8 protein-coding genes and 1 pseudogene are annotated in these 13,440 nt (G+C 71.1%); 6 read left to right on the top strand and 3 right to left on the bottom strand.

What is annotated here, in order from left to right; all coding sequences use genetic code 11:
- Positions 1-60 precede the first annotated feature (60 nt).
- Positions 61-918, bottom strand: a complete 858-nt coding sequence (locus FRANEAN1_RS31075; RefSeq protein ID WP_020463677.1) for an LLM class F420-dependent oxidoreductase — start codon at positions 916-918, stop codon at positions 61-63.
- 527 nt (positions 919-1,445) lie between these two features.
- Between FRANEAN1_RS31075 and FRANEAN1_RS31070 the strand changes: the two genes are divergently transcribed.
- The 4 genes and pseudogenes from FRANEAN1_RS31070 to FRANEAN1_RS44245 form a co-directional block, all read left to right on the top strand.
- Positions 1,446-3,014: an ABC transporter substrate-binding protein gene (locus FRANEAN1_RS31070; protein WP_020463676.1), complete on the top strand. Its 1,569-nt coding sequence runs from the start codon at positions 1,446-1,448 to the stop codon at positions 3,012-3,014.
- Between the two features lie 775 nt (positions 3,015-3,789).
- Entirely contained in the window at positions 3,790-5,139 is a 1,350-nt protein-coding gene (locus tag FRANEAN1_RS31065; protein ID WP_020463675.1) for a hypothetical protein, read from the top strand.
- Between the two features lie 316 nt (positions 5,140-5,455).
- The gene (locus tag FRANEAN1_RS31060) at positions 5,456-6,748 is read left to right on the top strand and encodes an ATP-binding protein (protein ID WP_020463674.1); all 1,293 of its coding nucleotides are present in this window, start codon (positions 5,456-5,458) and stop codon (positions 6,746-6,748) included.
- A gap of 51 nt (positions 6,749-6,799) precedes the next feature.
- A pseudogene (locus tag FRANEAN1_RS44245) lies at positions 6,800-6,913 on the top strand (aldo/keto reductase); the annotation flags it as partial.
- Between the two features lie 150 nt (positions 6,914-7,063).
- On the opposite strand, the gene FRANEAN1_RS31050 reads toward FRANEAN1_RS44245, so the two are convergent.
- On the bottom strand, positions 7,064-7,915 hold the full coding sequence (locus FRANEAN1_RS31050; RefSeq protein WP_020463672.1) for a DUF72 domain-containing protein: 852 nt from the start codon (positions 7,913-7,915) through the stop codon (positions 7,064-7,066).
- Positions 7,916-8,059: 144 nt separating this feature from the next.
- Here FRANEAN1_RS31050 and FRANEAN1_RS31045 point away from each other — a divergent pair, with 144 nt between their 5' ends.
- Both FRANEAN1_RS31045 and FRANEAN1_RS31040 read left to right on the top strand, forming a co-directional pair.
- Positions 8,060-9,121: a daunorubicin resistance protein DrrA family ABC transporter ATP-binding protein gene (locus tag FRANEAN1_RS31045; protein WP_020463671.1), complete on the top strand. Its 1,062-nt coding sequence runs from the start codon at positions 8,060-8,062 to the stop codon at positions 9,119-9,121.
- Positions 9,118-9,975 (top strand): ABC transporter permease, encoded by an 858-nt coding sequence (locus FRANEAN1_RS31040; protein WP_020463670.1) that lies wholly within the window; start codon positions 9,118-9,120, stop codon positions 9,973-9,975. Before FRANEAN1_RS31045 ends, FRANEAN1_RS31040 begins: the two co-directional genes overlap by 4 nt.
- 59 nt (positions 9,976-10,034) lie before the next feature.
- Here FRANEAN1_RS31040 and FRANEAN1_RS31035 read toward each other — a convergent pair whose 3' ends face one another.
- Positions 10,035-13,274: a BTAD domain-containing putative transcriptional regulator gene (locus FRANEAN1_RS31035; RefSeq protein WP_020463669.1), complete on the bottom strand. Its 3,240-nt coding sequence runs from the start codon at positions 13,272-13,274 to the stop codon at positions 10,035-10,037.
- Positions 13,275-13,440: the final 166 nt, after the last annotated feature.

Genomic DNA, 13,440 nt, shown 5'->3' with positions numbered 1-13,440 from the left:
CTCCTCCCTCGTGCCGCCGCTCGCGATGATGGCATGCCAGGGCGTCGCCCGGCGGTGCGATCACACGGCGGCGGCGATTCGGCGCCACTGTTCGCGGGGAAGGACCCGCGCGTCTTCGGTGAGCACCTGGAGGGCGACGTGGTCGGCGCCGGCGGCGCGGTGCTCGTTGACCCTGCGCATGATCGCTTCCTCGTCGCCCCAGGCCACCACCGCGTCGAACAGCCGGTCACTGACGGACGCCAGATCCTCGGCCGAGAAGCCCAGCCGGAGCAGGTTGTTCGCGTAGTTCGGGTGCGTGAGGTATCTGCGCAGCCAGTCGGCCCCGATCGAGCGGGCCTCTTCCCTCGTCCCGCAGAGGATCACTGTCTGTTCCGGCAGCACGAGCGGGCCGGCGCCGAGCACCTCACGGGCGCGGCGGGTGTGCTCCGGGGTGACCAGGTACGGGTGGATGCCGCGGGCCCGGTTCGCGGCGAGCGCGAGCATCTTCGGGCCGAGCGCGGCCAGCACCCGCCCGGTCGACGGCACGGATGGCCGCGCCGCGTCGAGTGCGTCGAGGAAGCCACCCATCGCGGCCAGTGGTCGCTGGTAGCGGCCTGGTTCGCCGGCGTCGACCACGTCGGCGTGACTGACCCCGATGCCCAGCAGGAACCGGTCGCCGTGCTCCGCGGTGAGCGACGCGGTCCGGGCCGCGGTCTCCTCCGGGCTGTGCATCCACAGGTTGAGCACGCCGGTCGCGATGACGGTGCGCCGGGTCGCCGCGAGCAGCCGTCCGGCGGTGTCGAAGGCCGGGCCGCCGGCGTCGGGGAACCAGAGCGCGGCGAATCCCAGGTCGTCGAGCTCCGTGGCGGCGTCGGCCGCCTCGGCCGGATCCCCGAACCGCAGGTGCAGGCTCCAGATCCCGACCCCGCTGAGCTCCATGTCGTCCTTTCGCCGCCGTTCCGTTGGCGTTGGGCACTTTACGCCCAATGCGGCACTAGGTGCCAGCATCGATATCGGAGGGCATCTGTGGCGCCGGGTCCGGCGCGGCTGCGGCTGCGGCTGGCGTAGGGGGGTGGTCCGTCCGCGCCGGAGCCGTCCCGCGGACGGATCCAGCCGGCCGCGACAAAAACACAGGTCAAGGCCTACCACGCAGCCGTGCCGCCAGGGACCGCCGCTGAGCGGGAGCGGCATGGCTATCGAGCCGAAGCGGCTGCGGAGCCGACGAAAAATAGGTGAAGATATAACCCGTGGTGACTGACCCGGCGAGTGGCCATCTCGGCCGCCGCCTCGACCGCGTCCCACGACCGCGCGTGCGCCGAGGTGCGGCGCCGGTAGGCGGGCCCGGTAGGCGAGGTCGATAGCCGTCGATAGCCAGGGCCGTCAGGCAGGTGCCGCTCCAGCCGCACATTCCCAACTATGATCTTGCCGGATTTTGTTGATCATGAAAACCGATGAAGGGGTCGAAGATGATTCACCGCGCGCGATTACTCGTCACCGCTCTCGTCTGCTGTACGGGTCTGCTGCTGGGGGCCTGCGGGGGAGGAGGTGGCGATACCGGTACGTCCGCGTCGGGGGCCACGGGTGAGCCTGTGGCGGGTGGCGAAGCGCGGATCCTGCTGCTGAGCGAGCCGCGCACGATGGACCCGGCGGTCATCGGCAACGTCTACGCCAGCGGAGCCCTTATCGGGAACGCCCTGTACGGAACACTGATGACCGACGACGAGGCGGGTGAGATCCACTACTCGATGGCCGAGTCGTTCGAGTCCGCCGACAACGGCAAGACGTTCGAGCTGAAGCTGCGGCCGGGGCTGGTGTTCTCGGACGGTACTCCGCTGAATGCGGATGCCGTGAAGTTCAACTGGGACCGGACCAAGGAACCGGCCACAGGCTCCGCCAGCCGGGCGGATGCTGCGATGATCGCCTCGTCCGAGGTGGTTGACGACGTCACGCTGCGGGTCACCCTGGTCACCCCCGTGCCGAAGTACTCCGAGGCCATCGTCACCTCGACGCTGAACTGGATCGCCTCGCCGGCGGCCCTGCAGAAGGGCGGGCCGGCCTTCGACAAGAACCCGATCGGCGCCGGGCCGTTCACCCTGCAGAGCTGGGCCCGCCAGGACAACATGCGGCTGGTCAAGAACCCCCGCTACTGGGACGCGCCCAAGCCGTACCTCGACTCCCTCGTCCTGCGCCCGGCACAGGACAGCAACCAGCGCTACAACACGCTGCTCACCGGTGGTGCCGACCTGGCGGTCGACTCAAGCTGGATCAACCTCGGCAAGGCTGACGAGGCGGGGCTGTCGGTCGACTTCCTGCCGGCCAGCGGCGGCATCGTCGCCGCGCTGAACACGCGCCGGGCGCCGTTCGACGACGTGCGCGCACGTCAGGCGGTCGCGAAGGCGCTGGACATGGACGCGCTGAACCTCGCCGTCTGGAACGGCAGCGCGCGGATGGCCACCACGCTGTTCACCGACTCATCACCGTTCTACTCGCCCACGCCGTTGCAGAAGACGGACAAGGCGACCGCCCAGAAGCTCTTCGACGAGCTCGCCGCCGAGGGCAAGCCGGTCTCCTTCTCGTTCACCACCACTCCGGCGTCGGAGAACCGGAAGATGGCCGAGAACATCCAGGCCCAGCTGAGCGCGTTCAAGAACGTCAAGTTCCAGGTCCGGGTCATAGAGATCGCCGAGTTCTCGGCGCTGCGCACGTCCCACGACTACGACGCGGTCCTCACGTCCTCGATGTTCCTGGACCCCGACCCCCGGCTGCCGACGACCCTCCTCGGGGGCTCGTCGGCGAACCTGTCCATGCTCGACGATCCTCAGCTGAACGAGAGCCTGCTGGCGGGACGGACCGCGACCACCGTGGAGGAGCGGAAGAAGGCCTATGACCGAGTGCAGGCCCGGCTGACGGAGGTGGTCCCGATGATCTTCTTCGCGCGCGGGCCGCTCGGCGCCATCTCGGCCAGGAACGTCGGCGGTGTCACGCAGTACGGCCTTGGATCGCTGCTGCCGGAGAAGCTGTGGATCCAGTCATGACGGCCTGACAGCGGCACAACGTACATCGCCTGACGGCCGTCACCTGGCGCGCGTCGATCATCGTCGGCGCGCGCCAGGGTGGCTTCGGGCGGCGGTGCCGGGCGGACGTCGTCCTCGTCGGGCACGGGCTCCACCCGGTCGCCCACGCGCAGGGTGCCGCCGCGCACGACGTCCGCGCGCAGGCCGCCCCGCCTTCTGAGCGCGCCCGCGACGCCCTGCCGGGTGAGCCGTTCGAGGGCGAGGTGGCGCCTGGGCACTGTCCGTGGTGGTCCCGGAAGGCCTTCCGGGACGTCGGCTGATCGGTTCCCGCCCGGTGCGGAGCGCGGGCCTCGCCGGTGACCGAGGACGCACGGCCTCGTTTTCGCAGGTCACGTCATTGATCGTTTCCTGTGGGCGGTTAGGTGATTGTGTGCCGGGTGCATTTCGCCACCGTGGCGGCCGGTGTGGGCGCAGTTCGTTTTTCCATTACCGTGGGTAGTGTGATTTGCGGCTCACGTTGTCAACCGATTCGCCTCGTCTCGCGGCGCCGATTGAATTTGCAGGTAACGGGCCCAGAGCGGAGCTCGCACGGGTTGCGAGGAAAAAGTGACTCGGGCCAGCACGGTGTACGTTCTGATCTGTGTCCGGACGGGTGGCTTTAGCGAGCTCTTCCGGCGGAGCTGCCGCAATTCCGCCAGGAGTCCGGATCGTAATTCATCGTGCCCTCGCGGTCTTACGCGCGCATGCATTGTTCGTCAGCCTGTTCGCGCTGGGTACGACGATAAGGATCATCGCGATGGTCGGGTATCGACCCGCGCTGTGGTTCAACGACAGTCTCGAGTACGTGAGCCTGGCGCTGCGGCCAGAGCCCTATGTGATCAGGCCGTCGGGCTACAGCCTGTTCCTGCTCGTCCTGCGGCCGCTGCACAGTTTCACGTTGGTCGTGGCGTTCCAGCACGTCATCGGCCTGGCCGTCGGCGTCGCCGTCTACGCCCTGTTACGTCACCTCTCGCTCCCCGGGTGGGCGGCAGCGGCCGCCTCAGCACCGCAGCTCCTCGACGGCTACCAGATCGCGCTGGAACACATGGTGCTGTCGGAGACCCTTTTCGCCGGTCTCCTGGTGGGCGCCGCGACGGCTCTCTCCTGGCATGCGGTGTTACGCCCGCGGGCCGCCGCCGTTGCCGGTGCCTGCCTGGCCGGCGCCGCGGTGACCAGATCGATCGGCCTTCCGCTCGCGGTCGTCGCGGCGGTGTGGCTTCTGCTCCGTCGGCCCGGATGGCGGACGGTCGCGGTGTTCTCGGTGGCCTTGCTGTGCCCGCTCACGGGGTACTGCGCCTGGCATCTGACCGAGCACGGCACCTTCGGCACATCGGGCAGCACCGGGATCTTCCTCTACTCCCGCACCGCCACCTTCGTCGACTGCGCGAAGCTGGATCTGCGTCCTGAGCTGCTGGTTCTCTGCCCCGACGGGCCGGTGGACGACCGCCGGCCGCCATCGGACTACATCTGGCACACGGACACGCCGCTTTACCGCCTGCCCGGCGGCACGTTCGACCGAAACAAGGAGCGGATCGCGCGGGATTTCGCGCTTCACGCCATCCTCGCGCAGCCGCTCGACTATCTCCGGGTCGTCGGGCGCGACTTCGGGCGTACCTTCCAATCCCGGCTCGAGGACTATCCGAACCGGGGAGTCGCCGAGCGTTATCTGTTCGGCAGGGCAACGCTCCCACTTGAGGGACGACCGGGATTCGCGGCGGATCTGCGGGCCTACGAGCGCGGCCCCTTCGCCACCGCGGCGCACGAACCGGCGGCATCCTGGGCGGTCTGGTACCAGCGGCACATGCGGATGCCCGCCCCGATGCTCGGTGTGCTGCTCCTGGCCGGCGTGCTCGGGCTGCTCGGGATGCTGTTCCCGGCCCGGGCCGGCGTCCCGCGCGCACCATTGGGGCTATTCGTCGTGTTCGGAGCGTTGTCCCTGTTGCTCCCGCCCATGGTCGCGGGCTTCGACTACCGGTACATCCCGCCGTCGTTCCCCTTTCTCGGGGGCGCGGCCGCGCTGGCCGTCTCGTCGGTCGCCAGCGCGCTCCGCGGAGACCGGAACCGGAACCGGAACCGGAGGCGGCCCCGGCCCCGGCAGCCTTCCTAGCCCTGGCCCCGGGCCGGTCGCGGGCGCGCGGATGCCGGTGGCCGGCCACTCCACGGAGCGGGCCCATGCAACGTGGTCTGCCCCGGGTACAAGTCGGTGCAGGTCCCGGCGGACAGTTCGCGCTACGACCGCATCCGCCACCGGCGGCGGTTATCCGGCGCGCCTCGGCGGATGCGTCACGATCATGGCGGCAGATGCGTCACGACCATGGGCGCATATGCATCACGCGATCATGTACAGGCATGCCATGGCCAGGTACGATTCCGATACAGTGATCGAACTTGCAGGGAGCGGTTCCGGATCGGTGGAGGTGCCTGTGGAGCCGCGTCCACGTAGCCCTGAGCTCTTCCCGCGGCGCGCCGCCGCACTCGTGTCCGCCGCGCTCGCGGACACCCGGGTAGTCGTCGTCAACGGTGCCCGGCAGGTCGGCAAGAGCACCCTCGCCCAGCTCACGGCGGGCCAGCATGGCAACGCACAGGCCTACTACCTGGACGAGGAGTCGACCCGAGCCGCCGCGACGGCGGATCCGATCGGGTTCCTCAACCACCACGGCCTGTTGATGATCGACGAGATCCAGCGTGTGCCGGAGCTGCTCCTCGCGATCAAGCGGGAGGTCGACCGGGATCAGAGCCCGGGTCGGTTCCTTCTCACGGGCTCCGCCCGGCTGTGGGGGCTGCGCGGGATCCCCGACACCCTCCCCGGCCGGTCGGAGACCGTCGAGCTGTGGCCGCTCGCCCAGGGCGAGATCGACGGAGGACCGGACGGCTTCGTCGACGCCGTGTTCGCCGACGACGACCTCGGCGCTGACCCAAGCGTTGACCTTGACCTCGCCTCCGGCGCGCTGCGGCGCGACGACTACGTCGGACGGGCGCTGCGGGGCGGCTTCCCCGAGGCCGTCCGCCGTGCCGATCCCCGACGCCGGGCGCGGTTCTTCGAGTCCTACATCTCGGACCTGATCGCGCGGGACATCCGCCAGATAGCCGAGATCGAGCGGACGTCCGAGCTGCGCAGACTCGTCCAGGCGCTGGCCGCGAACACGAGCGGCCTCGTCGTCCCACGCCGGCTCAGCAATGACCTGGACGTCTCCGCGTCCACGGTGGCCCGGCACATCGAGGCACTCGAGCTGGTCTACCTCGTGCAGCGGATCCCGGCCTGGTCCAGCAACCTCACCACCCGCGCGGTCGCGACCCCGAAGCTCATCCTCGTCGACTCCGGGCTCGCCGGGCACCTGACCGGCATGACATCGCGGCGCGCATCGCATCCGACGGCCCCCGTGGGCCCGCTTCTCGAGAACTTCGTGCTCGGAGAACTGGCCCGCCAGCTCACCTGGGCCGACGAGCCGGTCGCCCTTTTCCACTATCGCGACCGCGACCGTAACGAGGTCGACGCCGTCCTCGAACGGGCATCCGGCGAGGTCGTCGGGATCGAGGTGAAGGCCGCCGAGACCGTGCGTGCCGAGGACTTCCGCGGGCTGCGCCGGCTCGCGGATCAGATCGGCGATCGTTTCCGTGCCGGCTATGTTCTCTACGCCGGAGCCGAGGTCCTTCCCTTCGGCCCACGCATGCGGGCCGCCCCGATCTCAACTCTGTGGACGACAGGATCAGGGTAGGTGCCGGAGGGCGCGTGGGGCGGTCTGGGCGCGGAGACGGGCGGCGTCCTGTTCGCCGCGCGTCCCGGCCGGCGCGATCACGTGGTGCTGGCGTCGAAGTTCTTCGCCAACCTCTTCCCCGGCGACCCCAACGGCGGCGGCGCGGGGCGGACGTCGATTATCGCGCTGCAGGTCGAGTACTCGCTGCTGGCCTGCACCGTCGAGGGCGAGATGTCCACCGTGTACCCGCCACTGGCGCAGAGCGACGTCCGCTACTGAGCCTGCGCCCGCATTCCTGTTCCTGGACGGCCCTCCTGCCGTATGGCTCAGCGACTTTCAGAAGAGGGTCAGGGGCTCGGCTGGTATCGGCTGCGGCAGAGGACCGAGTTCGGGGACGCGGGCCCGGACCTCGTCGTGGAAACGGCGGGCGAGCAGCGGAGCGTCGGCGTTGTCCGGGGTGTGGATGAAGACGGTGGGCGATCGTCCCTCGCGCAGCCACGTGACGGTGGTGTCGACCCAGTGCCGCCAGCCCTCGACCGTCCGGGCGGAGTCGTCGCGGCCGAGGTAGCGGACGATCGGCTGGTCGGTCAGCGCGAGTGACCGGAGCGGCATCCGGGGCTTCTTCGCCCAGGCGTCCCGTTCGGCGTCGCTCGTCGGCGGGCTGCGGAAGAACTCGGTTGTGTCGAACGGAATCCATTCGGCGCCCACGGTGGCGAGTGCGTCCTCGAGCAGGCGCGCCGCGCGCGGGTCGGCGAAGAAGGCCGGATGGCGGACCTCCACCGCGTACCGGTGGGACGTGTCGAGCCGGCGCAGAAAGCGGGCGAGCAGCGACACGTCGGCCGGGCCGAACGCCCCCGGCAGCTGAATCCAGAGGGCGTGCGCCCGCGGGCCGAGTGGCTCCATCGCGTTCAGGAACGAGCGAAGCACCTCGTCGACGTCGGTGAGGTGGCGTTCGTGCGTGATGACCTTCGGCAGCTTGACCACGAACCGGAAGCCGGGGTCGGTCTGCCGCGCCCACGTGGCCACGGTCTCCCGGGCCGGGGTCGCATAGAACGTGGTGTTCCCCTCGACCGCGTTACACCAGGCGGCGTAGTGCCGCAGGCGCTCGTGGGCCGGCAGCGGATGGGCCAGCAGGCGCCCCTGCCAGGACTTGTGGGTCCACATCGCGCACCCCACGTGCAGATGCATGTCTCGTGCCCTCCGTCGCTGGATCGCGCCGGCCTACGCCGGCTGGCTGAAGGTCGTGAAACCGGGGTGTAGGGGCGGTGATACCGCCGCTGTCTAGCGTCGTCTCCAGCTTCCCAGCTGCTGAGCACCATGGAAGGACGACGCGTGACAGCCACACCCGCTGTCCGGGCCGATGGCCTGGTCAAGAGATTCGGCGATTTCCGTGCCGTCGACCGGATCGATCTCGAGGTGCGACACGGCGAGATCTTCGGCGTGCTCGGGCCGAACGGCGCCGGCAAGACGACGATGCTGAAGATGCTGGCGACCCTGCTGCCGATCGACGGCGGCCGGGCCGAGATCTTCGGTGTGGACGTCGCCGCCCAGCCGCACCGGGTCCGCCAGCTCATCGGCGTGACCGGCCAGTACGCCTCGGTGGACGAGGATCTCTCCGCCACCGAGAACCTGTGGCTCTTCGGCCGGCTCCAGGGCCTGAAGGCCGCGGACGCTCGCGCCACCGCGCGCCGGCTGCTGGAGCAGTTCGGCCTGGAGGAGGCCGCCGAGCGGAAGATCTCGGCGTTCTCCGGCGGGATGCGCCGCCGCCTCGACCTCGCCGCCTCCCTCATCACCCGACCACCGTTGATCTTCCTTGACGAGCCGACCACCGGACTCGACCCGCGCACCCGCGGCCAGATGTGGAACACCATCCGCGGTCTCGTCGAGGACGGCTGCACCGTCCTGCTCACCACCCAGTACCTGGACGAGGCCGACCAGCTCGCCGACCGGGTCTGCGTGATCGACCAGGGCCGCAAGGTCGCCGAGGGCACTCCGGACGAGCTGAAGACCCAGGTCGGCGATTCGACCCTGCAGCTTCAGCTCGCCCCCGGCGCCGACCAGGCGCTCGCCCGCGAGGTGGTGTTCCGGGTGCTCGGCGAAGAGCCGGTCACCACCCCCGAGTCGGGCCGGATGAACGTTCCGCTCGATGTCGCCGACCGCGCCGCCGACGTGCTGATCGCGCTGCGCGAGGCCGCCGTCTCGATCTCCTCGGTCAGTGTCGCGAAGCCCAGCCTCGACGAGGTCTTCCTCGCCCTCACCGGCCACGGCACGGATACCGGAGACGGCACCGGCACCGGCACCGGGGACGGCACGGGCACCGCCGGCCCGGCCGGCGCCGTCCCCGGCCAGGACACGAACAGCCCCGACAAGCCCGTCATGGAGAAGGCCCGATGAACACCCTCGTAGCCGAACCGTCCGCCGCCCGCCCGCGATCGGCGCCAGCCGTCGACCCGGCCGCAGCCGTAGCCCGCACGCGCGCCCGCCCCGGGCTGGGCGACACTTTCAACCAGACCTTCGCGATGGCGTGGCGGGCGCTGAAGAAGATGCGCCGCAACCCGGAGCAGTTCTTCGACGTGGCGCTGCAGCCTCTGCTGTTCACCGCGATGTTCGCCTACGTGTTCGGTGGCGCGATCTCCGGTGACGTCGACAGCTACCTGCCGTTGCTGATTCCCGGCATCGTCGCCCAGACCGTGCTCACCACCTGCATGGCCACCGGGGTGCAGATGCGGGAGGACATGGACAAGGGCGTCTTCGACCGGTTCCGGTCGTTGCCGATGTCCCGGATCGCGCCGCTCGCCGGGCCGATGATGGCGGATCTGATCCGCTACCTGATCGCGGCGGTGCTGACCTATCTGATGGGCCTGCTGCTCGGCTACCGGCCGGGCGGCGGTGTGCTCGGTGTTGTCGGTGCCGTCGTGCTCGCGGTCTTCACCGGCTGGGCGCTCGCGTGGGCGTTCACCTGGATCGGCACACTGGCCCGCAGCGCCCGCAGCGTGCAGGGGATCTCGATGATGATCCTCTTCCCGCTCACCTTCCTTTCCAACGCCTTCGTGCCGGCGGACACGCTGCCGGGCTGGCTGGAGTCCTTCACCAAGATCAACCCGGTGTCGCACCTGGTCTCCGGAACCCGCGACCTCGCCAACAACGGCGTGATCACCGGGCAGGTCGGCTGGACGCTGCTCGCCGGCCTCTGCGTGATCGTGATCTTCATGCCGCTGTCGGTCATCAGCTACAAGCGGCACCTCTAGCCGTGAATGCGGTGCCCCCACCCGATGGGCGGGCGACGCCCGGACGGCGTCCTGCCCGGTCAACTGCCCGGCCAGCCATCCAGCCATCCAGTCAGGCGTTCGGCCAGGTGCTCGACGAGGGCGCGGGCCTCGTCGAGCACCTGGGCCGGCCGCCGTCCGGCGACGCTCGCCCGGACCGCCGCAAGCGTGCCGGGCGCGCGGCGCTCGGCGAGCGGCTCGATCCGCGACCACCCCATCGACGGGATCGTCGCGGGGTAGGCGAACCGTTCCGCGAGCGCCAGCAGCCGGACCGCGTCCTCCGGGGCCATCCCGGCCAGACAGTCTCCGGGCGCCGGGAGGTTCTCCCGAAGACCCCAGGCGCCCAGTGCGAACAGCACCGTCCCGTACACCGGGTAGTCGGCGCCGGCCTGCCCGCGCCGGAACGCTTCGACGCAATGGGTGAGGCAGGCCCGAAACAGGCTGTGACCGGTGGCGAGGTCGTCGGCCGTGCTCGCGTGCCGGGCGAACGCGGCCACCGTCGCCGCGTTGCACACGAGCACCCAGGGCTCGAGGCCGGTGGGTTCCACGCCCGGCAGCCGCAGGGCCCGCATCTCCTCCGCCGCGTCCACGTACCGGCGTAGACCACCAGTCGTGTCGCCGCGGGCGATCATGATCTCGGCCTCGGCGGTGGCCATCATCCTGCCGCCGAGCCCCGTCCTGTCCTCCGGGGCGCTCTGGGCGAGGTAGCTCTCGGCCGCTTCGAGCCGGCCGTCGTTGATGGCGTCGAACGCCAGCAGCACCCTGAGCTGCGCGACGTCGTCGCGGGCGCCGAGCCGTTCCAGGACGGGCAGTGCCGCGCGAGCACACGACCGGGCGGTGGTGACGTCCCCGAGCTGCATCGACAGCGCGGCGAGCTGGGTGCGCAGCACGGCCGCGATCCACGGGCCGTCCTGCGGCGCGGCGAGCGCCAGCGCCCGTTCGGCGCAGGCCGCCGCCGTCCGCGGGATACCGTCGTTCTCCCACAGATGGGTCAGCCACATCAGCGCGGCCAGGCGCGTGTGCCGGTCGGCGTCGTCCGCCAGCCGTTCCAGCCGTGCCACGGTGTCCGCGGGTCGGGTCGGATCGAGCGCAAGCTGCGCCCGCACCGAACCGGCCAGCCACGTGTTCTCCGCGTCCGCCGGATCGAGCGGCGCCAGCAGTTCGCGGGCCTCCTCCGAGTACCTGACGGTCATGAGCATCTTCGTCCGCAGGACGGCGATCCGGCTGGCCAGGGTCGCCGAGGCCGCCGCTGGCGGCGGGGACCAGTCGTGCAGGGCCTCGGCGACCGCGTTGGCCAGCACCATCATCCGCGTGTGATCGCCGCGGATCTCCCAGAACGGATTGAGCACCGCCAGCAGCCGCACGACCGCCTCGGTACCGCCGTCGACCAGCGCGGCCCGCAGTTCGTCGGCGAGGTTCGTCTCCTCGGCCGCGACCGCGTCGATCGTCGCGAACTGCCGCTCACTGAGCAGGTCCGCGCCGTGCCGGGTGACGTAACCGACCGCCCAGGCCCGCTGGGCCCGCCGCGCCGACACCTGCTCGCCGGCCTCGGCCAGCCGCAGCCGACCGAACTCGCGGACGGTCTCCAACATCCGGTAGCGGACCCCGTCGGCCGACTCACGCACGCTCAGCAGCGACTGGTCGACGAGGTTCTGCACGGCGTCGACCGCGTCGAAGGGCTCCGGGCCGGCCCCCTCACCAGCGGGGCCGAGCACCTCCTCCGCGGCGTCGAGGGTGAACCCGTCCGGAAAGAGCGCCAGCCGACGCAGCGACCGCCGTTCCGGCTCGGCCAGCAGGTTCCACGACCAGTCGATCACCGCGAACAGCGTGCGGTGACGGTCCGGCGCGCCGCGGTCGCCGCCGCGCAGCAGTGCGAAGCGGTCCGCCAGCCGCCGGTCGACGTCCTCCACCGACATCGCGCGGACCCGCGCCGCCGCCAGCTCGATCGCCAGCGGAAGACCGTCGAGCCGGTGGACGATCCGGTCGACCACCTCGGGGTCGAGCCGGACGGTGGGCCGGGCCGCGGTGGCGCGCTGGCGGAAAAGCTCGATCGCGTCGGTACGGGCCAGCTCCCCGAGCAGGTAGACCCGCTCGGCGCTGATCGCCAACGGCGCCCGGCTCGTGGTGAGCACCCGGACGTCCGCGGTGGCCGTGACGAGGAAGGCGACCAGCTCGGCGACCTCCTCGACGAGATGCTCGCAGTTGTCCAGCAGCAGCAGGCTCGACCCGCGCGAGAGCTGCGCGGCGATGCGTGTGCGCAGGTCGGCGCGCTGGCCCGGGGACAGCACCCGGCGCTCGCCGATCGAGTCGCGGACACCGAGCGCGGAACCGACCTCGCCGAGCAGGTCCTCGGGCGCCGTCACCCCGACCAGGTGGACGACGTGCACCACCGGCAAGGTGCTCTCCCGGGCGAGCACATGCGCCAGCCGGGTCTTGCCGAGACCACCCGGCCCGACGATCGACACCACCCGTGACCGGTCCAGCAACGCCCGCAGCCGGTCGACGTCGCGCTGCCGGCCCAGCAGGGGAGTGGCGTCGTAGCGGATGCCGTCGCGGACGGGCTGGTCGGCGGCGAGCAGGTCGCGCTGCTGCCGGGTGAGCGCCTCCCCGGGGCTGATACCGAGCCGTTCCCGCAGGTCCCGCCGGTAGCGCTCGAAGCGCTCCAGAGCCGCGCCCGGCCCGCGGGCGGCGGCCTCGCTGCGCAGCAGATCGGCGAGCAGGGCCTCGTCGTCGGGCCGCTCGGCGTGCGCCGTCTCCAGGAGCCCCAGTGCCTCGGCGTGCCGGTTTGTTCGGCTCGCCGCTCGGGCCAGCAGCAGCCGGGCCGTCGCCAGATCGCGGCCGGCCGCCCGGCGCAGGTCGGCGAGCGGCCCCTGGTCGCCCCCCGGCACCGGTAACAGCGACGCGCCGAGCGCCAGCGCTTCCCGGGCCCGCTCGGCGGCGGCGGGCGGATCAGCCGCGAGGAGGGCGTCAGCCTCGGCGACGAGCCAGCTGAGCAGGCAGCTGTCGACCTCGGTCGGGGGCAGGTCGAGCCGGTAGCCCTCGCCGTCGCGCACCACCGCGGCGCCGCCGCAGGCCGCCCGCGTTCGGGAGACGACCACCTGAAGACCCTTGGTCGCATTGGCCAGCGGCTCCCCGCGCCAGATCAGCTCCACCAGCCGCTCGGCCCGCACCGGACGCCCGCGCTCCGCCGCCAGCGCCGCCAGCAGCGCCCGCGGCCGGTCGCCGACCACCGGGATGCCGTTCCAGTGCACCCCGTCCAGGAGAGTGAGGCCGATGCCCACCCCGGTCACTCTAGAGCGGCGAACTGTGATCGTCGCGGCGAAGGGGCGGCCGGGCGGTCAGGGCCGTGGTGATCGCCGGCCGGGTGCTCCGGCCGCGCTCGGAAGGGGCACTCGGCAGTCCCGCTCGGGACGCTTGGCCGCCGGGCTCGGGATGCACCATGTGGCC

Source organism: Parafrankia sp. EAN1pec, from assembly GCF_000018005.1.
Lineage (GTDB): Bacteria > Actinomycetota > Actinomycetes > Frankiales > Frankiaceae > Parafrankia > Parafrankia soli.
This window is presented reverse-complemented; position numbering and strand designations above follow the sequence as displayed.